Source organism: Microcystis sp. M44BS1, from assembly GCF_020244875.1.
Lineage (GTDB): Bacteria > Cyanobacteriota > Cyanobacteriia > Cyanobacteriales > Microcystaceae > Microcystis > Microcystis panniformis.
Map to the genome: position 1 here is coordinate 13,873 of NZ_JADBVM010000092.1, position 24,722 is coordinate 38,594.

Annotated in this window: 16 protein-coding genes, 1 tRNA gene, 1 other RNA gene and 2 pseudogenes; 5 read left to right on the forward strand and 15 right to left on the reverse strand. The window is 42.1% G+C overall.

Features of this window, described 5'->3' with window-relative positions; genetic code table 11:
* Positions 1 to 12 precede the first annotated feature (12 nt).
* From IM515_RS06475 to IM515_RS06515, 9 genes are all read right to left on the reverse strand, one after another.
* Entirely contained in the window at positions 13 to 1,155 is a 1,143-nt protein-coding gene (locus tag IM515_RS06475) for a Fic family protein (protein ID WP_287627942.1), read from the reverse strand.
* Between the two features lie 317 nt (positions 1,156 to 1,472).
* A complete protein-coding gene (gene pglX / locus IM515_RS06480; RefSeq protein WP_287627944.1) occupies positions 1,473 to 5,012 on the reverse strand; it encodes a BREX-1 system adenine-specific DNA-methyltransferase PglX in 3,540 nt (1,179 codons plus the stop codon).
* Between the two features lie 31 nt (positions 5,013 to 5,043).
* Positions 5,044 to 5,529, reverse strand: a complete 486-nt coding sequence (locus IM515_RS06485) for a hypothetical protein (RefSeq protein ID WP_287627945.1) — start codon at positions 5,527 to 5,529, stop codon at positions 5,044 to 5,046.
* On the reverse strand, positions 5,526 to 6,590 hold the full coding sequence (locus IM515_RS06490; RefSeq protein WP_002766560.1) for an AAA family ATPase: 1,065 nt from the start codon (positions 6,588 to 6,590) through the stop codon (positions 5,526 to 5,528). Before IM515_RS06490 ends, IM515_RS06485 begins: the two co-directional genes overlap by 4 nt.
* Before the next feature lie 74 nt (positions 6,591 to 6,664).
* Positions 6,665 to 10,171, reverse strand: a complete 3,507-nt coding sequence (gene brxC / locus IM515_RS06495) for a BREX system P-loop protein BrxC (protein WP_287627946.1) — start codon at positions 10,169 to 10,171, stop codon at positions 6,665 to 6,667.
* Between the two features lie 13 nt (positions 10,172 to 10,184).
* Positions 10,185 to 10,793, reverse strand: a complete 609-nt coding sequence (locus tag IM515_RS06500; RefSeq protein ID WP_228020846.1) for a DUF1788 domain-containing protein — start codon at positions 10,791 to 10,793, stop codon at positions 10,185 to 10,187.
* 132 nt (positions 10,794 to 10,925) lie between these two features.
* Positions 10,926 to 12,422, reverse strand: coding sequence for a serine/threonine-protein kinase (locus IM515_RS06505; protein ID WP_287627948.1), 1,497 nt, complete (start codon positions 12,420 to 12,422; stop codon positions 10,926 to 10,928).
* A 518-nt stretch (positions 12,423 to 12,940) separates the two neighbouring features.
* Positions 12,941 to 13,012 (reverse strand) — tRNA-Gly (locus tag IM515_RS06510).
* A 324-nt stretch (positions 13,013 to 13,336) separates the two neighbouring features.
* Positions 13,337 to 14,383, reverse strand: a complete 1,047-nt coding sequence (locus IM515_RS06515) for a glucokinase (protein WP_287627949.1) — start codon at positions 14,381 to 14,383, stop codon at positions 13,337 to 13,339.
* Positions 14,384 to 14,573: 190 nt separating this feature from the next.
* Between IM515_RS06515 and ccmP the strand changes: the two genes are divergently transcribed.
* Positions 14,574 to 15,215 (forward strand): beta-carboxysome protein CcmP, encoded by a 642-nt coding sequence (ccmP, locus tag IM515_RS06520; protein WP_002766539.1) that lies wholly within the window; start codon positions 14,574 to 14,576, stop codon positions 15,213 to 15,215.
* A gap of 386 nt (positions 15,216 to 15,601) precedes the next feature.
* Here the strand turns inward: ccmP and IM515_RS06525 are convergent, their stop codons facing one another.
* From IM515_RS06525 to ssrS, 3 genes are all read right to left on the reverse strand, one after another.
* Positions 15,602 to 15,856, reverse strand: a complete 255-nt coding sequence (locus IM515_RS06525; RefSeq protein WP_002731866.1) for a hypothetical protein — start codon at positions 15,854 to 15,856, stop codon at positions 15,602 to 15,604.
* 53 nt (positions 15,857 to 15,909) lie between these two features.
* The gene (locus IM515_RS06530; protein ID WP_287627951.1) at positions 15,910 to 17,289 is read right to left on the reverse strand and encodes an NAD(P)/FAD-dependent oxidoreductase; all 1,380 of its coding nucleotides are present in this window, start codon (positions 17,287 to 17,289) and stop codon (positions 15,910 to 15,912) included.
* A gap of 423 nt (positions 17,290 to 17,712) precedes the next feature.
* A non-coding RNA gene (ssrS, locus tag IM515_RS06535) (6S RNA) lies at positions 17,713 to 17,900 on the reverse strand.
* A gap of 242 nt (positions 17,901 to 18,142) precedes the next feature.
* Between ssrS and IM515_RS06540 the strand changes: the two are divergent.
* Both IM515_RS06540 and IM515_RS06545 read left to right on the forward strand, forming a co-directional pair.
* Positions 18,143 to 18,910: pseudogene (locus tag IM515_RS06540) on the forward strand (XisH family protein); the annotation flags it as partial.
* A 96-nt stretch (positions 18,911 to 19,006) separates the two neighbouring features.
* Positions 19,007 to 19,342, forward strand: a complete 336-nt coding sequence (locus IM515_RS06545) for a XisI protein (RefSeq protein WP_287627972.1) — start codon at positions 19,007 to 19,009, stop codon at positions 19,340 to 19,342.
* Positions 19,343 to 19,372: 30 nt separating this feature from the next.
* On the opposite strand, the gene IM515_RS06550 is transcribed toward IM515_RS06545, so the two are convergent.
* From IM515_RS06550 to IM515_RS06560, 3 genes and pseudogenes are all read right to left on the reverse strand, one after another.
* The gene (locus tag IM515_RS06550) at positions 19,373 to 20,599 is read right to left on the reverse strand and encodes a PEP-CTERM sorting domain-containing protein (RefSeq protein ID WP_287627953.1); all 1,227 of its coding nucleotides are present in this window, start codon (positions 20,597 to 20,599) and stop codon (positions 19,373 to 19,375) included.
* Positions 20,600 to 20,805: 206 nt separating this feature from the next.
* Complete coding sequence (locus IM515_RS06555; RefSeq protein ID WP_287697929.1) at positions 20,806 to 21,819, reverse strand: PEP-CTERM sorting domain-containing protein; 1,014 nt, start codon at positions 21,817 to 21,819, stop codon at positions 20,806 to 20,808.
* A 153-nt stretch (positions 21,820 to 21,972) separates the two neighbouring features.
* Positions 21,973 to 22,146: pseudogene (locus tag IM515_RS06560) on the reverse strand (hypothetical protein); the annotation flags it as partial.
* Between the two features lie 294 nt (positions 22,147 to 22,440).
* On the opposite strand from IM515_RS06560, the gene IM515_RS06565 reads away from it, so the two are divergent.
* Together IM515_RS06565 and IM515_RS06570 are read left to right on the forward strand one after the other, a co-directional pair.
* A complete protein-coding gene (locus IM515_RS06565) occupies positions 22,441 to 23,730 on the forward strand; it encodes a M16 family metallopeptidase (RefSeq protein ID WP_287627955.1) in 1,290 nt (429 codons plus the stop codon).
* A gap of 115 nt (positions 23,731 to 23,845) precedes the next feature.
* The gene (locus IM515_RS06570; protein WP_287627956.1) at positions 23,846 to 24,706 is read left to right on the forward strand and encodes a fructosamine kinase family protein; all 861 of its coding nucleotides are present in this window, start codon (positions 23,846 to 23,848) and stop codon (positions 24,704 to 24,706) included.
* The last annotated feature ends 16 nt before the right edge of the window (positions 24,707 to 24,722 follow it).

The window sequence follows — 24,722 nt, forward strand, 5'->3', positions numbered from 1 at the left end:
ACTCTTTAATCTTTAATCTTTAAAAATTTCTAAGTAGGGTGCATAAGAAAAAGCCCGATTTCTTTTTTGTCCCGTGATTTCTTTTAAAAGTCCTAAATAACAAAAATTTTTAACTAAAGTATTAGCATTAGGATAGGATAATTGAGTAATTTCTTGAACATGATCGATAGAAACAATCGGGCGAAAATAAAGGTTTTCAAGTAAAGCGATCGCATTACCAGATCTTCGTCCCATTTTCTCAAGTAAGAGTTGACGATGGTTTTCTTTCATAGTTACAATTGTTCTCGCTGTATTAGAGGCTTCCTGAGCAACTTCATAAATTCCTTTGAGAAAGAATTTTAGCCATATTTCCCAATTGCCAGTATCCCGAACAGCTTGAAGATAATCATAATATTGAGAGCGATATTTTTTAAAATAATAGGAAATATAAAGTAAGGGTTGTTTTAAAATATTTTGTTCACAAAGTAGAAAAGTAATTAATAAACGTCCCACTCTACCATTACCATCAAAAAAAGGATGAATAGTCTCAAATTGAGCATGAGCTAATCCAATTTTAATTAAGATTGGCATAGGTTTTGGATCATGTAAGAATTTTTCCAAGTTATCCAAGGCGGTTTTCATGTCTGAGGGCGGTGGAGGTATGTAGGTTGCTTCTTTGAGAGAACACCCTGCAAAACCAATCCAATTTTGTTGATCTCTAAATTCTCCCGGTTTACGTTCTGAACCCCTAACATTTTGCAGGAGTTTTTCATGAATTTCTCTAATTAATCGTAAGGAAACAGGTAAGGTTTCTAACCTTTCTAATCCATAGTTAAGGGCAGCGATATAATTGACTACTTCTGCCACATCTTGAGGATTTTCGGGTTCTAGGGTTTGAGATTCAAATTCGAGGACATCTATGAGAGATGCTTGTGTACCTTCGATTTGACTAGATAAGACAGCTTCTTTCCGCACATACATAAATACAAAGAGATCGGGGTTGGGTAGTGCATCGGTTGAACCATCTAACCGCCCCAATGCTCGATCAGCTTGGGACAAAAGTTGCCACATTTCCTGATCCATGACGATTTCAGGAGATGGTGGCAGAGGATTAGGGATGAAGGCCTGATATCCTTCTATTTGCGTTATATATCTACCTGCTCGTGTCTGGTTCATTGTTGTTATTGTTTTCGTTAATACTGAGCCATGATTAGAGTCTTATTATCAATATACCCCTCTTTTCGTTAATAACGTGGGAAGTGGGTAGTGGGAATCTGGAGGCTCTCTTGGATTTGGTGGGTAAAATGTGTTCTAAGATACAGTCCTTTTGGCGACGGAGTGGAACGAACCACAAAGACACAAAGGACACAAAGATTGAGCGATCCTATGTAAGTTAAACTTATCACACAGAAACTAGAAGAGCCATCTGGATAATCTTCTAAAACTTTAATAATGGCTTATTTAAGATGAATTTTGGTTAAGTAATCCATACTTTAACCTAATCCTGTTATATTTTTCAGGGCTTTACCTAATTTAGTATAGTTGACTTTTACCCCATCATCAAGCTCTATTTCCTTCTGGGCGATGGCTAAAGGATAGAGGGTTTCTTGTTCGTAGGTTTCTAATTCTCCGATCATTTTTTTGATTTGTTCGCTTTCTCGTAGGGCTTTGGTTTTTTCGGTTTTAGTTGCACTTGTACTAATTTCTATTTGTTGGAAGGTGTCTAGTTTTACTTCTAGTTTAAGCCGAAATTCCCGCAGATAGCTATTAAGGACGATATTAACGGTATCAGGGCGATAACGATGGAGATAAATTAGGGCGTTAAATGTTCCTTTTGGGCTACTAAATAACCAATATATGGGACGTTTTTTATAACGTTTAGTGTGGTCATCATAAAAGTCTTTGAGAAAGTATTTTTCTAGGGATTTCCCGATCGCTTCTTCGATAAAGTTGAGGTTTTGTTGATAGTTTTTCTCCCCAAATGTGAGCCGCAGAAATTGCCAGAATTTTTCGGTTATATCATCACTAAACCAGTCCCCCTCAAGGATGGGGATAACGTTGGTTTCTGTTGGGGGAAAGGTGGGGTTTGGAATCTGTTTAAGGTAGTCTTGCAAGGTTTCCCCTTGGTTGACTAAAATTAAGCCTTCTTTATCAAGAGAATAACGTCCAAACATACAACCCACTGAGTAGGAGATAAATTCTTTGATAGTATCTGCTAAGAATAAGGTTTCGAGTTCTTCTTGGGGTTTATCGCTGTTATAACGATAATGGGGGTTACAGGTTAAGGTGATTTCTTTTAAGAGAACTTCGGGAGTTAATTCGTCTTGTAGTCCATAAGCTTCGATAAATATACTGTTATTTTCTTCCTCTAGTTTCTGCATTTCTAAGGTCATTTCTTGCCATTTCTGGCGGAGGTTTTGATAGGTTTCTTTCAGGGAAGTGGAAAGTGGAAAGCGGGGATTTTGTTCTAGGTTTTCACTTCCCACTCTCAAAAGTGGAAGGGTGGTAAAATCCCACGAGGTTTCGTATGAGTTCCAGTCTTGGCGACTTAAACTAATACTTTTAAACCCCACAGTTTCTATTAAAGAGTTATTATTTTTTACAATGGGAATACTAGCAACATTTCCTACTTGAAAATTTAAGGTAGGATTCATAATTTTCATCAAATCAAAGGCAATTTTTGAACATAAAAGAGAAGTTAAAAACATCATATTTTCTTGCTCAGTAAATAATGATGATCCACCAACATCAAAAATAAAGCCTTTAGGAGAAAACCTAACACCAAAACAGGATGAACTAACAAAAGACCATGTTATACTTTCTTGAAAATAATAATCTGTATTTTGTGGTCTTGATCTTGCTTTTCCACCATTTTCTATACCAAAATTTCTTATTTCTTGTCCATCATTTTCCCAATTGACTAAATACTCTTGATTACCATACCATTTTCTAAACTCACCACCTTTGTTATAGGGAAACCATTTTTTCTGAGACTCTTGAGCTTGTTTTCTATTTTCTAAATTAAAACCAATATTTTGATACTCAACTTCAAACCATAAACGCAAAAATCGATCATTATCTGCTGTTGCTAATCCTTGTCTAGGTGAAGCAATATTTTCTAACTTTTCTGAAGTAGCAAAAATTTCTAAGACTCTATCACTCACCCAATAAGCGATCGCATTTCCTGGAATCTTCTTAAAATCACTAGCAGAAGCGCAATAAAACCAACCACAATTAGGATTTTTTATTGCTTCTAATGCTTTAACGGGTTGAATATCTACACCATAAAACTGCTGTAAATCAATAAAAGCCCCTTTATAATTGGGTAAAAATTGTTGATATAAAGTAAAGGCACAAATAGGAACATAAGCAGACTCAAAAAAAGCATGATATTCTGGTCTAACTAAAGAAGTAATGGTACTTTTACTTAAAATGCCTGTGCGTAACTTTTCATAGGAACTTAAAAACATCCAAGTAAAAGGAGTCATAAATCCTGTAAACCCGTTATTTTTACATAATTCTAAACAACGCACCATAAAAGCAGAAAATAGATCCGATTTTACCTCACTATAATTATCCTGTAAAAAAGCCTTTAACCGATTATTCATCCCCTTGTTACCCATATAGGGGGGATTAGCCACAACAAGGTGATACTTAGGACTTAAAAAATCCGCCATATTTAACACATCTATTACCTTCTCGTGGGTTTTATATAACAATAACTGACTAGCGACATTGCGCTCATTTAATAACCCTATCATCCCCTGTACATCCGTCACCGTAGGACGAATTAACGCCCCAAAATTATCCGCCTCCTTAAACTCATGTAGTGTTTCTAATAAAGGCGCAGTAAACAAATCGCGCCCGACAAAATCTAGATAAGGCTGTAGCTCTTTTTCAGAAAACTCAACTTTTTTCAACACACAAATATTAGGCTGGATGGGTTTACGAAAAAATCGTCTTTCCTTTTCCCTCGCTTTCATGGTTAATGCAAATGCTGCCAAACTTCCCGCCCGTTCATCAATTTCTATGCCATAGAGATTATGGGTTAAAATCTTGCTAGGAATCTCATTTGCTGTATAACCTTCTTCCTCATATATTGCATAAAGTAAATCAAAAGCATAGACTAAAATATGTCCCGAACCACAAGCAGGATCACAGATTTTTATATCTTCAGGCGAGTTGATTTTTAAGTACCCATCTCCCACTTCCCACTTCCCACTATCCACATAATAGGACATTGACTCAACTAACCGAGACTGAGGACGGTTTAACATCCATAAACGCCCCAGGGAATTTTCTACTAAATAACGGACAATCCAATGAGGAGTAAATAACTGAGTTGCCGCTGGAATATTCTGGGGAGTGATTTTTTTATTATTTTTTAGTCCCTCAAAAACCTCGTCTTTTTTCTCAGAGATATAAAACTGATATAACCACCCAATCACCTCCACACTCTCACAATTTTCTGGAGTCATTGCCTCACGAGTATAAGCTAAAATTGAATTACCCGATAATAAATCATCGGGCATCAATAACTCGGTATAATCATCAATTCGTTCAAATAAATAGGGCATCAACTGATGATAATAATTACACACTCCTACAATTAATAAACGATAGGCTTCCCCTTGAGCATCATAACTCGGTGCAGTTCCGCTTAATAAATCAAAAATCTGCTTTCTGACCTGTTTATTGAGCATTTCCTCGTCAATATGTCCCGTTTTCGCCTCAGCCAAGATTTCTGGCTGAAACTGCCCCTCAGCAGCGGACACAACCCTAATGGAGTGATAGCGGTTGCTATCCATAAACCGCAAGGCACAAAAACGGTTAAACCAAGTATAGGCAACCTGTTCAATAAGCTGTTCTTTGCCTAAAACTTCGATTTTTTCGGCTAACTTGCTGATAGCTTTGGGATTTTCTCGTCTTGCGGCGCTATTTTCACCTAAGACCACTTCTAACTTAGTCGTCATCTGTTCTCTGAGATAACGACGGGCATACTGAGCGAATTTTTTAAGTCTTGATGTATCCATAAGACAATTTTATCCTAAAAAAGAAAACTTCTCAAGACAATCTTATTATCGGCCATGCTGTAAATTGCTGATTCCAGATGGCAAAATTAAGCACAATGCAACTATTACAATTTTCTTGACTCCATCTTTTTCCTTTTTGACCAATAGGGATTTGTTGGCGTAATTCCTTATTCATACGAGATAAAAGAGGAGTATCTAATTCGAGTAAACAGAGATATTTAATCGGTTTATCAATTTTATTTTCACACCAACGATATAACCAAGAATCTCGATATTTATGTTTAAGAGTTTCTCGCAAATTATTAAAATAGCTAGAGTCTTGATACTGTTCGGGTTTATGGAAATTTTTAACTTCAATAAACAAATAAAAATCGGTCAACTCAACGATAATATCTACTGCTTTCATCGCATGACTTAACCCATGATAATGAAGTTTATTGGTTTCTTTTTCATCAAAAATAAAAACATCTAAAGCATTAGGAAAATCAAACTCAAAGCCATCACATTCAATTTTCATTTCCCCAAAACTCCCATAGTTTTATCTATTTCATTATTGATTAAAGCCTCAAAAGCTTCATCAATTGGGTTCGGGTAAATTTCTAGATATTCATGGGTGCTATTAACCCTTAATTGATTATTTTCCTGTTCCCGATAAAGACTATGATAAGTAATCTTATCATCTTTCTTTTCATCAATTAGTAAATCAAACCATTTTAAAAAAACATAATCATGAGTAGCCACTATAACTTGTTGACCATTACGAGATAATTCTAGTAAAATTTCTACCAATAGCCTCATTAATTTAGGGTTAATATTTCCTTCCGGTTCATCCCAGAATAATGTCCCACTCATCCCCGGTTGAATTGCACCCGTTTCTAATAACCTAGATAATACTCCCATCTTGCGAAAACCTTCAGCGATTGCATTAACAGAATATTCTATATTTTTGACTTTAAAATTTACCCTACCTCCTCCATAAAAGATAAATTTTCCCCCACAAATATTTTTAATTTCTTCCATCGCCCATTTAGATTTTTCCTGAAGATTTTCAGACCGGATAACAGGTAAATCTAGCAGTGACCATAGATCTCGATAGGTTTCATCAAAAGTCATTTGATACCTATCGTAAAGACTAAGCATTCCCTCCATAAAAGATAAAGATTCTTGAGCGGGAATAAAAACAGGAGTTTGTTGGTATTGCTCATAATTTTTATTCTCGATAATATGCACAGATTGGGAACTCTTAGAAAAACTAATTTTCAGCATTTGCTCTAGGGAAAAGTTAATAGTACATTCTGCCCTTTCTTCTGCTCCCGTGTGATGAAGTTTTCCTAATTTATTATTTAAAGGAAGAAAAAGACGAATTAACCGCTCGGTTAAAAAATCCCTTAAATCAGACTCCTCCATCTCCGATGGCTGTTTAAACAGTTTATACCCAGAACTAAGGGCATAAGCAACTTTTAACAAATGAGTTTTTCCCGTACCATTTTCTCCAATAATGACGTTAATCTTCGGAGAAAAATCAATTTTTAAACGTCGAAAAGCTGTAAAATTTCTCAGTTCTAATGATGTAATCATCTTTTCATCTCAATCAAGAAATCGGTAATCTCTATATCGTGGTAAATAGTTCCCACAACCCCACACCCCACTTCTCAAATTTGAATCCGTTTACCTTCCTTAATTTCTGCCATTAAAGCCTCACGCATTGCCGAGAGATACTCCTCCACATCCGCCTCATCTGCCAGCCATGCCTTGCCAAAATTAACCTTAATTGTCTGACTGGGTATATATTGAGTTTCTGACTCCTTAACCCGACGGGTTGCTTGGGAAGAAACCCCATCAACCCCCGTCAACTTAGTCATTTTTGAGAGTAACCGAGGATAGGTATCCGTTTCAAACTTCTGACGGGTACTGCGAATCATAGCAATCAAATCTTCTTGAGCAATAGAATCACAACAATCCTGAAAAGATTTCAGAATTTCCTGCTGTTGCACCGGAGAAAGTTGGGAAAACTCGGCCATTTTACCCATTCGCTCTTGTAACAACCCGATTTCTTCCTGTGCTTGTTCCACTTCCTTGGTAACTTCGCTAGAAATTTCTGCCTCTACCGACTCTATTAACCCCTTTACCTGCTGCATCCGGCTTCCTTTAAAGCATTGGGTATCCGTGAGAACTGTTCTCAGTTGAGATAGATTATCGCTGTTGATATAACTAAAATTGGGCTTTTGAGTCTCTAATAACAGTTTAGCCCGATCATAAATCCGTTTTTGTTCCCCCTGCATAAAACTCCGAATCGGATCTATTACATCCCCTTTAAGATCTAATAACTCATCCTCTCGTTCGGTTAAATCGGTAAGATACCAATCATAAGGCTTATTACATACATCATTCAGGGTTTGTCGAGCCGGTTCTAAAGCCGATAAAAAAGGATATTTATCCATTTCTGAGAGTGTTTTTTGAATCGATTGGCTGAGTTCCTGAAATGCTGCTTGCGTTTTCTGATAAATAGCTTTAGGTTCATTATCTCCACAGGGTTGAGCAAAAAATTCCTCATAAAAATCCTTAAGTTTTCGTACCTGTGAAGAGGTAAATTTCTGTTGTGGCTGTAGTAAAATATTACTATAATTACGGGACTTACAAATAGCCTCAACTAATGCCCCTCCTTCTAACAAATTGCCCTCTCTTTCCACTTTTAGCTTACCTTTGGCGCACAGTTTGGCAACCATACATAAAATCGCCCCCTCACTCCACCCATAGGGTTTACGTTGAAAATTATCGGTTAGAGACTTCATAGATGTCCTTAACCCCTTTTCTTTATCCTTTTGAGTAAAGTTAAAAACCTCTTTTTCTGGTTCACTTAAATCTTTGACATCATTACTAAATAAACCCTCTTGAGACGGTTCTAAAAAGTGCTTAAATTGTTCGACTTTATAAGTCACTCCCCCTAACATTTGAAAGTTATGATACACCTCGGCAATTAATTTCTGAAACCCTAAAATAATTCTACTTTGAGCATCACTACTGCTAATCTCTAACTCCCTTCCCGATACAAATAACTTAGCCTGTCCTAATAAACTTTTCAGCCTGTTTTTAATCTTTTCGTAATTTTGTTGATTGCTTTGATTTTTTTGATTCAAAATACTTTTAACTTCTTCCTGATGAGTGACAGATATATTCTGTTGAACATACTTTTCTGTTCTTTTATACATGGTTAAATCTTTCATTAAAAGCTGATCAGAAGGGATAATAACTAATAACTCATCCCGTCCCATATTCTCCATCTGTAGGGCTTTTTCTTGCTCATGTTGCCAGAAAAAAGGAGTGATGATTTGAATACTTAACTCGTATTCTCGTTTATAAAGTATTCCATCAATCTTACGGGAGAATTGATAATCTTGTGTCCCCTCTTGATTGCGAATTTTTGCGGTTTTGAGAATCTCCTCAAAAATTAAATTATTTAAGGCATCTAAAATCCTATTATCTTCTAATTCTGTATTTTTAATCTCCTGCTCAATGTCTTTTTCCTTGTCCGTTAAATACTCATACAAGTCCCCCGTTCTCTGAATGTAGGTTTGATGTTCAAGCAGGTTTAACCCTTCCTGAACTCGATTTTGTAGGTGGGAAATATCCTGTTCAAACTCTTCTAACATCAGGATGGATAAATTCTGTAAATTAGCCTTAAATCCCTCTACATATTTAACTAGAAATAATGCCTTGAGAAGACGCACGGCAAAAGAATTATTAAGATTATCTTCTGCTAAAGTAATACCACTCTGAATATTAGATTTCAACGTTGATCGAATTCCTTGAAACATTAAATCAAATGTAGCTAGATGACCAATTTCTTGCCCCTCAATTGCTATTACCACCTTACGGAAAACCGCCAACATTGAGCGTTCCCCTACCGAACTATGTTTTCCTTCAAAAGCACTATGTATAGATAATCCTCTAATAGCAGACTGGAAAAGGGTAAACTGATAGGGAATAAAAGGATAACAATCGATAAAATGGTTTCTATCTTGGAAATTACGGAAATCCCTTGAGCCATCGGAAAAGCGAAATAAGGTAGGTAAATTATGCCGTTGTTGCTCATAAATCTGCCCGAGTATTCTAACACCATCCTCATTTTTTGTCAGCAGACGTTTCTGAATAACTTCCGCCACATCCCGGCTGGTTAATTTCATGCGATTAGCAAAACGATCTTGAATTTTAGAAAAATCCTTAGTTCGATGATTTCCCATTTCTCCTAATACCGTTTCCATATCTTCCTGAGCGGTGACAATCACCCAAGAACGTCCCTGACATTTTGTTGCTAAACTCTCGGCAATGGTTTGTAAATTGGTCATTAATTTAACATTATCCGCAATGTATTGTCCCACCTCATCCACAAAAAAGTTTAGTCTAAAATTAGAGGTTTTCTGTTCAATAAATGCTTTTACCTCTTGGGAAAAATCATCAATGGAAAGTTTATAATCCTGACGATATAAATCGAGAATATTGGTGGAATTTTCCACCGATGCACCGGTCACTTTTCCATAGGCGATCGCAATATTTTTTCTTTCTAAAATGACTTGTTCCCGTCCCCTTTCCCAGGGTTTACCAGCAACGGATTCATACTCAGTTTTAAAAGCAGTATATAACCCCCGCTCATCTAATTCTTTTTCAAACTGAGCAATATAGCCCTGTTTTCCATAATAACCCCGCGCTTCATTGAAAACCTTGCTAAAAACCGATAATAAAGCATCAAATTCTGTTTTACTGGTGACATCCGCCTTTTGATCGATATTAAATAAAATACTTTGAGCAGGAATAGCAACAGCTTTCCTCAAGTCTCTTTTAAGAATTTCATTGTTCCGACATTTGGGTAAAAATTTTTCAATTGCTTGGCTATTTTCGAGCCTGCGATCCTCTAACAACAGGGCCAATATTTTTAATAAATGGGACTTACCAGAGCCAAAAAATCCCGATATCCAAACCCCATTAACTCCTGTATAATTGTTATAAGCTGACAAAAACTCCTCTAGGCGTTTTTCAACCTCGCAGGTAAGCACATATTCTTCTAGTTCAACGTGCAGACTCGCCTCATCATTGGCATCCGCTTTGATTACCCCTTCCATAGGACGACTAACTTGTTTCTCAAAAATTCTACTTAACTGCATAATTAGTTCTCCCTTAAACTTGGTACTCGTAAATGTTAAAAGCTCGATAATATTTGTCATCTCGTAAGAGTCCAAATAAATTGAGAGAGGCTCCCGACTCTAGGGAATAGGTGTAGGCCCCCGGAAAAAACATTACCGTCGGTTGGTTGTTGTTCGTGGTTTGGAGGTTATTAAGAACATTATGGGAACGAATATAGGGAAAAATTTGACCAACGCCCCATAAAAACAAGATATCAAACGGATTTTCGGCAATTTTTTCGCCTAGGGCTGGAATTAAATGACTCTCCGAATCTAACACATTTTGTAAAAGCTCTTTCAGTTCCCCTTTAGATATGGAGGATTCTATATCGAGAATTTGCTCAAATATCTGCCGTTCCCTCAATAATTCAAGACAGAGATCATAAAGATTGATCTCTAATATGCGAATCCCTTTTTGATGCAACTGACTAACCAGTTGCTTTTGCAGACGTTCCATTTCAACACTGTCTTGAGGTGGGTAAGGACAGATAAAAAAAGGAACTTCATTGCCAATTCCCTGTTTTTTGAGAAATCGCTCTGCTGACAAGACCGATAATAAATATTCAAATCTTTGGTTGATTGCTATTGTTTCAAGAGAAGACATCCAAATTTCGCCCATCTTGTCAATAATATTAGTATGCCCATTTTATCTGAATAAGAGTCAAAATCTTTCCCCCCACTTCCCACACTAAGGGCTAGAGGAACAGGATTAATCGCCAAAAAGCTGGCTTGCTGCCTACAATTTCAGGTGATTAAGGGCTAAATTTCGTTGTTGGAGAGCAAATTGATGGCTAGGCTCTAGTTGTAGGGTTTGGTTAAAGGAAACCACTGCTTCCGAGAAACATTTTAACTTGTAGAGACAACAACCCCGTTGATACCATGCCTCAGCCTTTTGGGATTGTAACTGTAAAGCCTTATTATAAGCGGCGACCGCTTCACTGAGTCGTTCTAATTCCCGTAAAGCTTCGCCTTTGCTAAACCAAACATTAGCATCGGATTTAATGGCCAGGGCCTGATTATAAGCCGCTAGACCTTCGGCATAACGTTGCATCCGACAGAAAATCATGCCTTTGTAATGCCATGCTTCCAGATAATCTGGCTGCAGTTGAATCGCCTTATCCAAAGATGCGATTGCGGCGCTGATTTGTCGTAAATTAGCTAAAGCGATGCCGCGATAAAACCAAGCCCGAGCATTATTAGTCTCTAATTGAATTACCTGATTAAAAGACCCTAAAGCTTCAGGAAAACGCCCTAATCGTTGCAAGGCCAGACCGCGATTATACCAAGCATTGACAAAATTGGGCTTTTTCCGCAGGGACTGCTGATACAATTGAACTGCTTCGCGATTCTCCCCCAAATCGAGATGCGCGTTACCGCGATAAAACCAATCCTCTGCTGAAATTTCCCGCACTAAAGCTTGTTGTTGACGCAATTGCCTTAAATCTTTTATGGCATCTAAAACTTCTGCTGCCGAGGGAAAGCGTTGGCGCCAGTCATAACGGGTCATTTTATCGATAATAACTGCTAGATCATCTCTAACATCGGCATGATTGCGCCAAGCGATTTCTCCGGTTTCGGCATCTTCGGGAAATTGCATCGGTTTGAGACCGGTTAAGGCTTGAATAGCGATGATTCCCACGGCATAGACATCGCTAGACAATCGCGGTTTATTTTGCGCCTGTTCACTAGGCATATAACCAGGGGTACCAATCCCAATGGAAACACTGCTCTGTTTTGCTTTTAGCCATTGAGTCCCCACTTGTTTGACTCCGCCAAAGTCGATTAAAACTAGCTTGCCCTCTTGGCGACGGATAATATTATCGGGTTTAATATCTCGGTGAATAATGTTATTTTGATGGACAAAAGCGAGAACTTCCAAGATATCCTTTAATAACTGAATTACCTGACTCTCTTCTAAACGCTTACCCTTAGAGATTTCCTGACTAAGATCGTGACCATCGATAAATTCTTGAACGAGATAAAAAGACTTCTTTTCCTGAAAACTGGCGAAAAATTGCGGTATTTGAGGATGATGGCCGAGTTTTTCTAAAGCTCTGGCCTCACTCTCAAATAATCCTATAGTAATTTCGTTAACCACTTGGGGGATTAACTGTTTGACCACACATTGAGGACGGCCGGGGCGATAGTTATCTTGGGCTAAAAAAGTTTGACCGAAAGCCCCTTGACTTAGAGGTTTAATAACTTGGTAACGTCCCCCGATAATTAGTTTCATGGTAGCGATAGCATTATCTTTGCCCTAGAGCAGCTTGATGGGACGGTTAACAGCCAAAGGGGTTAACTTGACCAAGCCCATCTTGCCAGTTAATTGATATATTACCAAAAAATTGGGTTTAAAGCCTCGCCCTTTTAGGGCGACTTGATCTGATGTATGATACTAAGAATAGGGGGCCGGGTAAGCAACCGCTTAAAAAACCCAGTCATCAACCGATGAACGCACCTGGAAAACTAGAGTTATGGGGTTCTATAGGGGAATGCTCCTATAGGTAAAAATTCTCAGCACCAAGTACCAAAGAAACCAATTATTTTAGAGGTTTTGAACTGTATCGTAGGGTCCCCCGAGAACAGGCTTCTGTAAGGTCGCGAAAGTCTGAGGAGAGAACCACCCAGAGGTGGGATTTCGCCAGGAATCTAATTCAAGTGGACTCGTTGAGCCATAAATTCACAGCAGTGATGCTAGAAGAATCCACGTCCGTTTACGGCGTGGGGTATGTCAAATCAATTGTCGTCAGAAGCGGGTAACGCGACTCGAACGCGCGACATTCACCTTGGGAAGGTGACGTTCTACCACTGAACTATACCCGCAAAAGTCTCCCTAATCATAGCATTGACCCCCCAGCCAGAGCAACTAACTACCCTAGGCTATTTTCCATCACCGCACCAGTGCAGTTTGTCGGCAAAACTGGCCCGGTCGCAATTTAACATTTTTTCCTGACAGGACAGCAGGACTTTTTCTAGCTGTTGATCGGCATTTTTTCGGCTTTCTAGCCGCTTTTGTCGATAAACCCCAAAAATAACATCTAAGCCCCCCCAAGCACAGCCAAGGGCAGGAAAACCGTCATGGAGAACATTTTTTTGATCGCTTACCTCGATCGCTGCTGCTGTTGGTAAAATCCAGTCAACCCTCCCTCATAGCTGACTAGCGCAGGAAACTGCCCCCATTAGTCCCACTTGGGCATTAAGGACGATATGAACGGGAATATTGCTTAATAGCTCCCTCATCCGACCTTTAGCCCGAAAAGCCTTCATAAAGCTACCCTCGGTCATTAGGGGAAGATTTTTGGCCGCAATCCCTCCCGCGATGTATAATCCTCCGTAGGGAAGCAACTTGAGGGCTAAATTGCCCGCTTCCGCACCGTAGGCCTCGACAAAGATTTTCATGGTTTGATAACAGAGATAATCCGCGTCATCTTGGGCAAAACTGGCAATTTTAGCCGCTAAATCGACGGTTTTTTGCGGTTTACCCATTTCTTCTAGCCAAGTGCGGTAAATTTCCGCCATGGCTGGCGAGGACTGACTATAGTTATTATCGTGGAGAAATCGATAGATAGAAGTGATTCCAGGGCCGGAAACCACTCGCTCCACCGAAAGGCGCTCGATATTATAGAGTTCCAAGAGATAATTTAATAGTTGATATTCTAAACTCGATCGAGGGGCAAAATCGGCATGGGAACCCTCACTAGCAAACACCCGATATTTACCCTTCGAGATAGGAATCAAAAAACCCTCTCCTAACCCCGTTCCCGCACCAATAACCGCAATCGGGGCCTCTGGTACTGCTGGGGCCGACTGTAGATTGTGCAGCTCCTCTGGGGCTAATCCTAACACCCCATAACCGATCGCCGCAAAATCATTAATTAATTTTACTCGCTCAATCTGCAGCTCCTGGCTTATGCGATCGCCAGTGAGGGACCAACTTAAATTAGTCAATTCGGAACTATTGTTAACCACAGGACCGGCAATACCGAAACAAGCTTTTGCCACTGGGGGAATAGTAGCCTGTCGGGCCAAAAACTGCTGGACGATCGGCACCAGATCGGGGTATTGTTCACTAGGATAAATTTCTTGATCGAGAGTAGTTAGCAGGGGTTGGGGACTATCTGGTGAGTTTTGGCAATCCACTAAACGCAGGATTGTTTTAGTTCCCCCGATATCTCCCCCTAAAAGAATCGTCATGCTGGTTGTCCCTCAGTTTGTCCCCATAATTATAGTTTTTTTACCGCTTCCCCCAGGCAAATTTAAGGGCAGCCGATTCTATACTATAGTTAAAGATGATAATGCCTAAGCCCTAATTAAGGATAGATTAATCGTCGCTCCGGGGTTTGCATGGGGATTTGCTAGAGGACAGAAAGAGGGAGAAATTAGCTTGGGTGTAGAACTTCGCAGTTACGTTTATCTTGACAATTTACAGCTTCAACACGCCGCTTACATCGGTACAGTCGCCCAAGGATTTTTACCCTTACCCGGGGATGCTTCCCTCTGGATTGAAATTTCCCCCGGCATCGAGATTAATCGCATCACCGATATTGCCCTCAAATCCGCCGTGGTTCGTCCGGGGGTTCTATTCGTAGAACGACTCTATGGACTGCTAGAACTCCATTCTAGCAGTCAGGGAGAGGTGAGGGCGGCCGGTCAGGCAATTTTGCAGTATTTAGGCGTTAGTCAGCGCGATTGTCTGAAACCGCAAATTGTCTCTAGCCAAATTATTCGCAACATTGACGCTTACCAAGCCCAATTAATTAACCGTAGTTCTCGGGGTATGATGTTAATGGCGGGACAGACTTTGTACGTTTTAGAAGTGCAACCAGCTGCCTACGCTTCCCTAGCCGCTAATCAGGCCGAAAAAGCTGCTTTAATTAATATCCTACACGTTACTTCCGTGGGCAGTTTTGGCCGCTTATATTTAGGGGGAGAAGAACGGGATATTATCGCCGGTTCCCGAGCGGCAGTTTCAGCTTTAGAAAATATTCAAGGTCGAGCTTTTCCGGGTAGCGACAAAAAAGAATAAGCTAACAAAGGCCGGAGGCAAAAGGCAAGAGGTGGTTAGATATGTATAATTAGGGCTTGCTGAATAAATGTGAAATGTAGGCAAGGTAAGGGTTTTATGGCTTTTCTCGCGAAACAGGTGCAAGATTTTGAGAGAATCGTCGTTAAAAACCTTGCGTCTTCATCAGCCCGAGTCCTGTAGGGGCGAAGCATTCGGGCAATAACCTATCGGTGAAACCGGAGATTTTCTATCCGAATGCTTCGCCCGTACTTTTTGCCGCAAACCCTAATTAATTGTGTCTAGCTACTTACTAAATCCCGTTTAAAAGGTATAGGATAGTGGGGAGTGGGAAGAAGGGAGAGGAAGTTTGAGCATTTGTACTAAATAGCTAAAAAAGTAATTTCGCCCTATTGAGGAGATTCAAAAATTAGTTCGCCATTATTCATTTTTTCAACGACTAAATGGCGATAGAGTGTCACTTGCCGGAGGATTTGGTCGGGATTATTTTTCTTATTAGAAAACATGATAGTTTTAATCGATTCAAATTCTATTCTTGTGATTACACCATCTTTGATCGCTCGTTCAATTGTAACTCGTAAATATTCTAATTCTTGGCTTTCCTCTGGGGTAATTTCCAGACTGTTAGGATGTTCTATTTTCATGATCGATTGTTCTTACCGGCTAACTGATAACTAGATAATCACGGCTATTTTTTTCAGACTTTCACAATCGGTGGAGAGAGAGTTTCCGTCTGGTTAGAAACGGCGAGATTATTATTATTTTGGCTGTTATTTTGCGGCAATTGTCCCGAGGCTAAATTCTGCCCCTCTCCCGTAATCAAACGAGCGCCACGACCGCGGGTAAAATAATTCCAACCCCATTGCACCATCACCACTAATTTATTATCAAATTCGATCAGATAGTAAATATGGGCCCAAACCCAGACTAACCAAGCGATGAACCCAGAAAACTTGACAAATCCCAAATCAACCACGGCCGCATTTTGGCCGATCACTGCCAGACTACCTCGATCGATATAATGAAAAGGTTTAATACTTTGCCCTTTTAGGCGAGAAATTAATAAATTCGCCAGATATTCGCCCTCCTGCATGGCCACGGGGGCAATTCCGGGTAAAGGTTTATCTCCCTGATGGGCAAAATTAGCCAGATCCCCGATCACAAAAATATTGCCATAACCGGCGATACTTAAATCGGGTTCGACGATTACCCGGCCGACGCGATCGAGATTTACCCCGGTTCTTTCGGCCAAAATTCGCCCCATTCTCGATGCTTTTACCCCCGCTGCCCATAAAATTGTCTCGGCAGCGATTTCTGTGGTTTTTTCTCCCTGACGGACGGTGACACAACCTTCCACAATATTGGTAACGATGCTGTTAGTTTGCACTGTCACCCCTAATTTTGTGAGAGAAGCGGCAGCTTTAGCGGATAAATCGGGTGAATATGGGGGTAATACTCGATCCATCCCTTCTAAAAGCAAAATTTTCGCTTCTGTGGGGTTAATCTGGTGGAAATCAGACCTAAGCGCACCGTGGGCAATTTCTGCGATCGCTCCTGCTAATTCTACCCCCGTCGGTCCGCCACCGACAATAACAAAAGTTAATAAAGCTTGCCGCTTTTCGGCATCAATTTCTTTCTCGGCCTTCTCAAAAGCGAGATAGATGCGACGACGCATTTCTACTGCGTCTTCAATGGTTTTTAACCCTGGAGCGTAGGGCTGCCATTGATCATTGCCAAAATAGTGATGACTGACTCCCGTGGCAATAACTAATTGATCGTAGGCGATCGGCGGGTGATCTTCCAAGATCACTTCTCCCTTAACTGGATCTATATCTATGGCATGATCGAGGAGAATATCTGTATTGTCATGACCCCGTAGGATTAAGCGCAAAGGTGAGGAGATATCGGCCGGAGACAGCGCCCCAGTAGCGACTTGATAGAGGAGGGGCTGAAAAAGATGGAAATTTCGCTTATCGATGAGGGTAACATGAACGGGGGCGTTTTTTAGGGCTTTGGCCGTGTATAAACCCGCAAATCCGCCGCCGATGATAACAACTCTTGGCTGTTTTTCAGTCATTGCTTAACAATAATTCATAAATTTTTCCCTAGTGTAGTCCGGATTGTCACAATTTAGCGGTGACAAGCGTTACCGAAAACAGTAGTCTTTAACCTAGAAAAAAATATAGATAAGCTGCCCGCGCATTTAAATTGCTTGTTGAGATGAGGCACTCTTGCACTCTTGCAAGAGTCAACAGAACGTAGGTTGGGTTGAAGCATGAAACCCAACGCCTGCTCATGTTACGCTACCGCTAACCCATCCTACAAATAATTGTGCCTCCCTACTTAAGCTGTTGACTATCTAAATTACTCGTTAAGATTGCAGGGGAGCAGGGAGAGGTAGTTTGAGCATTTGTACTAAAATTTCCAATACGCAGTTCAAATTCAGTACAGCTTACAGTGCTTATGCTCAGAATTTGGACTATATATGCTCGAAAAACTTGAAAAGACCGCTACGCCGTTTTACCTAAGTTTATGACCTGGGTTAACCAGGTGGGAACTTATATTCCGCATTTCTGTTTCCGAGTACAAGCTCGGTTTACTACCACACGGATTGGTTATTTGCTCCCTTATCACAATCAAGCATAGATCAAAAAACTTGAAAGGCAGTCACCAACGTAGAAGCCTGATTTGTTTTCATCATAGCATTTTTTTTTCTCAGAGGCAAGAGGGGAGATTCAGTGATCAGATTTGAGTTTTCAGGTTACTGTTTACCGATCACAGCCAAAAAGCCTGCCAAAACCCAGCAATTCCCAATTCAAACGGTAGCACAGAATACAGAACCAGTCTTACTCTTGCCTTTCAAAATGGAGTGAAGGGTTTGAACAGTGGGTTTCGGGGGAATGGAAGTCAAACAACTGGGTTTTATGGGGATGCTGAGCTATTTCCAGGTAGTTATCCCTGGGATAACTGAGCCTCGAAGTGCCAGCAATGCTACCCGCTACAGTCTGAAAGACGCAATATTAGGGGCATTCGCCGCCTTTTTTCGCCAGAATGAATCATTTCTAGAAGATCAGCGTCAACTTAATAGTTATTGTGGACGAGATAATGCTCAAAGTCTGTTTGGTTTGGTCAATATCCCGACAGTAGAGCAGACGCGGAACATCCTCGATGGAATAGCCGCAAAGCATCTTTTTCCCTGGTTCAGATGGATTGATCAAGGGCTGAAAGACCAAGGCTATTTGAGGGGGTTTGAGGCGTTGGATGGCAACTTACTCGTCGCCCTAGATGCTACTCAGTACTATAGTTCAGAGAAAATTAGTTGTCCTTATTGCTCAAGCCGCACCTCAAAACAGGGAAAGATAACCTATCAAATCAGGAGAAAGGTAAAATTGGCTAAAGATTTAGTTTATCAAGCAGCCAAAAATGCTTTGATCAAAGATAATTGGTTAATTACTCATGACCCTTATACGATAAGTTTTGGAGGGGTGAATATGGCTGTCGATTTAGGCGCAGAAAAGCTGATTGCTGCGACTAAAGATCATCAAAAGATTTCCGTAGAAATTAAAAGTTTTTAAGAGGGTTCTTCAGCGATCTCAGAATTTCATACTGCTTTAGGACAATTTATTAACTATCGGGCGGTTTTAAAGAGAAAAGACCCAAATAGAGTCTTATTTTTAGCTATTCCTAGTTTTACTTACGACACTTTTTTCTCTTTAGATTTTACCCAATTGATGATGAGAGAAAACCATTTTAAAATTAATCATTTTTTCGCCAAGTCAGGAGGTAATCTTAACATGGATAAGTTAGCAAAATATCGTCAATTAGTCAAAAGTATTCTCTCGGAATATACTCAATATAAACCCACTGGTAATGATTTGGAGATTCAAGCTATTTTTGATGAACAAAAAGAACATTATCAGGTCGTTACTTTTGGGTGGGAAGGCGAAAAATATGTACATTATTGTCTCATTCATATTGACCTCAAGTCTGATAAAATTTGGATTCAATGGAATATGACAGAACAAGATATTGCTGAAGACTTAGTTAAACTAGGTGTTCCTAAAAAAGATATTGTCATTGGCTTTCATCCTCCTGTACTTCGTCAATTGACCGATTATGCAGTAGGATAAATTAATTTATCCTACTGCAATTAATCGCAGTTAGCTGTCTGGTTCTTGGGGGTTATCTGTTGGTGACTTTGCTTTTTTTGATAGGATACCTTTTACTTTTATTGCGGCTAAACCTAGTCCGAGTAAACCTAAACCAAAGATATTAGAAGGTTCAGGGACAGTCTGTGGTGGGTTAGTTGAAGAATCAAGTCGGGCGATCCAGCCTTCGGTCTGACCGCTAGGATTCGTGCCGACCCCTACGATCGTCAGCCCATCGGTGGAGATTCCCTGCGCTATAGATAACTGCCATCCCGTCAGATTCAATCCGAAATCGGTGATGAGAATGTCCTGAAGACTCCTCATCCCCCCGGATGGAGTCCAGCGGAACGCCTCGTTCCCGCTCCCGGAACTGCCTAAACCGACGACGACGGAGCCATCGCCCGATACCCCGTTAGCAAAGCTACTGAAATTTCCGCCGGGAAGGTCGCCGAGACCCACCATTCCCCCAGAACTCGTCCAACGGAACGCCTCTTGCCCACTCGCGGTAAAGCTGTAACCGACGATGGCGGAGCCATCGCCCGATACTCCGTTGGCAAAGCTAGCGAAAATCCCGCCGGGGAGATCGCCGAGACCCACCATTCCCCCAGCACTTGTCCAGCGGAACGCCTCATACCCGCTCGCCGAACTACCGTAACCGACGACGACGGAGCCATCACCCGATATCCCGTAAGCAGCGCTAGAGATATACCCACCGGGGAGGTCACCGAGACCAACTATCCCTCCTGATGCTGTCCAGAGGAACGCCTCTTGTCCGGTCACGACATTGCCCAAACCGACGACGATGGAGCCATCGCCCGATACCCCAAAAGCAACACTCGCGAAAGCCCCACCGGGGAGGTCACCGAGACCGACGATCCCCCCTGCTTGAGTCCAGCGGAACGCCTCCAACCCGCTCGCGGAATTGCTGGAACCGACGATGACAGAGCCATCGCTCGATACCCCGTAAGCAAGGCTACCAGAATTCCCTCCGGGGAGATCACCGAGACCGATCATCCCACCTGAGTCCGTCCAACGGAACGCCTCGTTTGCGCTGCTTGCGGAATAGCCGTAACCGATAACGACGGAGCCATCGCTCGATACCCCGTAAGCTCGGCTAGAGAAACCCCCGCCGGGGAGGTCGCCGAGACCTTGAAAGGAGGCGGCATGGGCGGGATTGGCGAGAGCGATCGCTGAAGTCACGAGGGCGATTCCGAAGAGAGTTTTGTTTTGGTTTTTCATGGTTTTTGATGTTTGAAATAAGTGGGGTTTGAGAGAATACGATCTTCGTGGGGCAAAAGTGTTACTTAATCGATACGTTCATCTAGTCGATACGGACTTTACTCTATGCGTCTCGATCGCAAGGCTTCTTAGCTATTCAAGAAGAACAAAATTTTTTCTCGGGTAGGCACGGGGATTTTCGTCAGAAATCCCCATCGCATACCGAATCAGCGTTTCTTGTATCTTGTTGCCAGTCCCAGCAGGGAAACTAAACCGATCGCAAAAACGGCGGAAGGTTCGGGGGTGCTGGTAGAGGTCGCGCCTAGGCGGGCGATCCAGCCTTCGGTCTGACCGTTAGGATTCGTGCCGTACCCAACGATCGTCAGCCCATCGGCGGAAATCCCCTGCGCGCGCGATAGTTGCCATCCCGTCAGATTCAATCCGAAATCGGTGGTGAGAAGATCTTTAAGACTTCTTATCCCCCCTGCTTGAGTCCAGCGGAACGCTTCGTACCCGTTCGCAGAGTTGCCGAAACCGATGACGACGGAGCCATCGTCCGATACCCCGCTAGCATAGGTATCGACACTCCCGCCGGGGAGGTCACCGAGACTGACGATCCCTCCTGCTTGAGTCCAGCGGAACGCCTCAATTCCGCTCGCGGAAGTGCCGTAACCGACGACGATAGAGCCATCGCTCGATATCCCGTAAGCACCGCTACCGAAACCCCCGCCGGGGAGGTCACCGAGACCAACGATCCCCCCTGCTTGGGTCCAGCGGAACGCCTCATTCCCTGTCGCGGGGAAGGTGATACCGACGACGACGGAGCCATCGCCCGATACCGCTTGAGCACTGCTCTGAGAAACCCCACCAAGACCGACGATCCCCCCTGCTTGAGTCCAGCGGAACGCCTGGAAATTGCTCGCGGAATGGCTGTAACCGACGACGACGGAGCCATCGCCCGATACCCCGTTAGCTATGCTTTGGAAAATCCCACCGGGGAGGTCACCGAGACCGACGATCCCCCCTGCTTGAGTCCAGCGGAACGCCTCCAACCCGTTCGCGGAATTGCCGGAACCGACGACGACAGAGCCATCGCCCGATACCCCTAAAGCAGAACCCTGGAAAGTCCCGCCGGGGAGGTCACCGAGACCTTGAAAGGAGGCGGCGTGGGCGGGATTGGCGAGAGCGATCGCTGAAGTTGCGAGGGCGATTCCGAAAAAAGTTTTGTTTTGGCTTTTCATAGTTTTAGTGTTTGGTATGGACTGGGCTTGTAATAATTAACATAACTCATATGACAAGCTAAATCACTCAATGAAACTGCATGAAAAAATCGAAGAAAGAAATTCCGATTTCAATCATGAATAGAAAATCCTTTTCGAGATAATGTTTTAAATCTATTGGTGGTTCTTTTCAGAGCTAGTTTTTTCCAGATATGCTGGTAAATCATCCAGAGAAAGCAATGTCAAAAGACTTAACTTAGTTTTATTGACTTTTTCCAAAAAACCCAACACCTTACCCTCAGACATCTCAGCATTAATCTCCACAAAAACATAACCAATTCTGTCCGATAAAACCTCCTCTACCGAATCACCACCAAAACCTGATTTAGGGGTTACAAAGGTGAGATGCTCCCCTTTTAGACTTTATGCTCGATGATGCCATCCCTAGGGCTCTTGTTAATTCTTCTTGATGTTGGATTGGGATGTACAGGGCAAAAGTGTTTGAGGTTCCGTATCATTTGCTACATTCTGAATTTGGAATTGCTGGCCAACACCTGATCTTGTTGGCTCCGTGAAAGTCTGGGACTACAATAGGGAAAAGTGACAATTTTTGCCAGAGTGATCACCGAGGACTAATAAAGAATGACGGCTATCCTAGGGAAACCTGCCACACTTAACACTCCGATTCTGCACCGTCTTGCCAATGGTTTAACGATTATTGCCGAAAGTCAACCGGTAGAAGCGGTTAATCTCAATGTCTGGCTGCAGGTCGGCTCGGCCTTAGAATCGGATCAGATCAATGGGATGGCTCATTTTCTCGAACACATGGTTTTTAAGGGAACCCGTAACTTAGACAGTGGTGAATTTGAACGGGCGATCGAATCGAGGGGAGCGGTGACTAATGCCGCTACTAGCCAAGAATACACCCATTATTACATTACCACTGCCCCGCAGGACTTCGCCCATCTGGCCCCGCTGCAGCTAGAAGTGGTTTTAGAAGCTTTAATCCCTGATGAGGCTTTTGAGCGGGAAAGACAGGTTATTTTAGAAGAAATTCGTCGTTCTCAGGATAATCCCCGTCGGCGCACTTTTTATCGCACCATGGAGACTTGTTTTCAAGTTTTACCCTATCGTCGTCCGGTGTTGGGTCCGACGGCAGTGATTGAAAATCTTACTCCTCAACAAATGCGCGATTTTCATCAGACTTGGTATCGTCCCGAATGGATGACGGTGGCAGTGGTGGGTAATTTGCCTGTAGATGATTTAATGGCTATTGTGAGGGATTCTCTAGATACTTTAGGCAGTAAGGGCAATTCTGGGCTTATTTCCCATCCTATCGCCCATCTACAGCCCGAAGCTCCCTTTAAAGAGATTATCCGTCAAGAATACGAGGATGAAAATTTGCAGCAGGCCCGCTTAATCCTATTTTGGAAAGTGCCGGGGTTGAGAGACTTAGAAAAAACCTATCCTCTCGATGTTTTAGCGGCTATTCTGGGTCAGGGCAAGGTATCGCGATTATTTCAATCTCTGCGCCAAGAAAAGGCCTTAGTTTCCCAAATAACTGCCAGTAATATGTCCCAAGCAGTGCAAGGAGTGTTTTCCGTGTCGGCCCAATTAGCCTCGGAAAATATCGAGCAAGTGGAACGGGAGATAGTAGCACAGATTGGACAAATTCAACAGGAAGCTGTGACAGTTTCTGAACTGGAACGAGTCAAAACCCAAGTGGCCAATCGGTTTATTTTTAGCAATGAAAGACCGAGCGATCGAGCCAACCTTTACGGTTATTATCATACTCAGATCGGTGATTTACAACCGGCTTTTTGTTATCCCCAACACATTGAAGCCCTCACTTTAGAGGATATTCAAAATGCCTGTCAAGAGTATTTAAATCCCCACGCTTACGGTGTGGTTGTGGTAAGACCAATTCAGTAAACAGGGAATGGGGAAATGGGGAAATGGGGAAATTTCAACCAAAACCCTAACACCCTAACACCCTAACACCCTAACACCTGATTCCCGACTCCTGACTCCTGAATTCTGATAACCTATGTGGACTCAAATTGCCCGACATATTGCCCAAACCACGGAAAAACCTTTTGAAATTGAGAAAAGTCATCCCGTTAGTGGTGGCTGCATCAATCAGGGTTATGCGGTCAGTGGCAATGGTTTAATTTATTTCGTTAAGATTAACCAAGCGAACCAAGAGGCCATGTTTGCCGCCGAAGCTTTAGGATTAAAGCAAATTCACGCTACCAAGACTATCAGGGTTCCGGAGCCAATTTGTTGGGGAATTGCCGAGAAATCTAGTTATTTAGTGCTAGAGTGGCTAGAATTCGGCGGTGGCAATAGTCAAAGCTGGGAAAAAATGGGGCAAAATTTAGCTCATTTACATCAAGTTTCCCTATCCGATCGCTTTGGTTGGCATTGTAATAATACCATTGGTTCTACTCCCCAGATTAATACCATTAGTAACAATTGGGCGGATTTTTTCGCTCATCAGCGTATTGGCTATCAATTAAGACTTGCGAAGGAGCGAGGCGGCAATTTTCCCGACGAGGATCAAGTTATTCCCGCTATTAGCGAGATTTTGAGTCAGCATCAACCCCATCCCTCCCTCGTCCACGGTGATTTGTGGTCGGGAAATGCGGCAATTACCGTCGATGGGGAACCAGTAATTTTAGACCCTGCCACCTATTGGGGAGACCGGGAGGTAGATTTAGCCATGACGGAACTTTTTGGCGGTTTTCCGGCGGCTTTTTATCGGGGTTATAACGATGTTTTCCCCCTCGATGCCGGTTATCAAAAGCGCAAAACTCTTTACAATCTCTACCATATTCTCAACCACTTTAATTTATTTGGTGGTGGTTACGCTTCCCAGGCCAATCGGATGTTACAGGAAATTCTTTAAGGGTTTTACTTGTGAA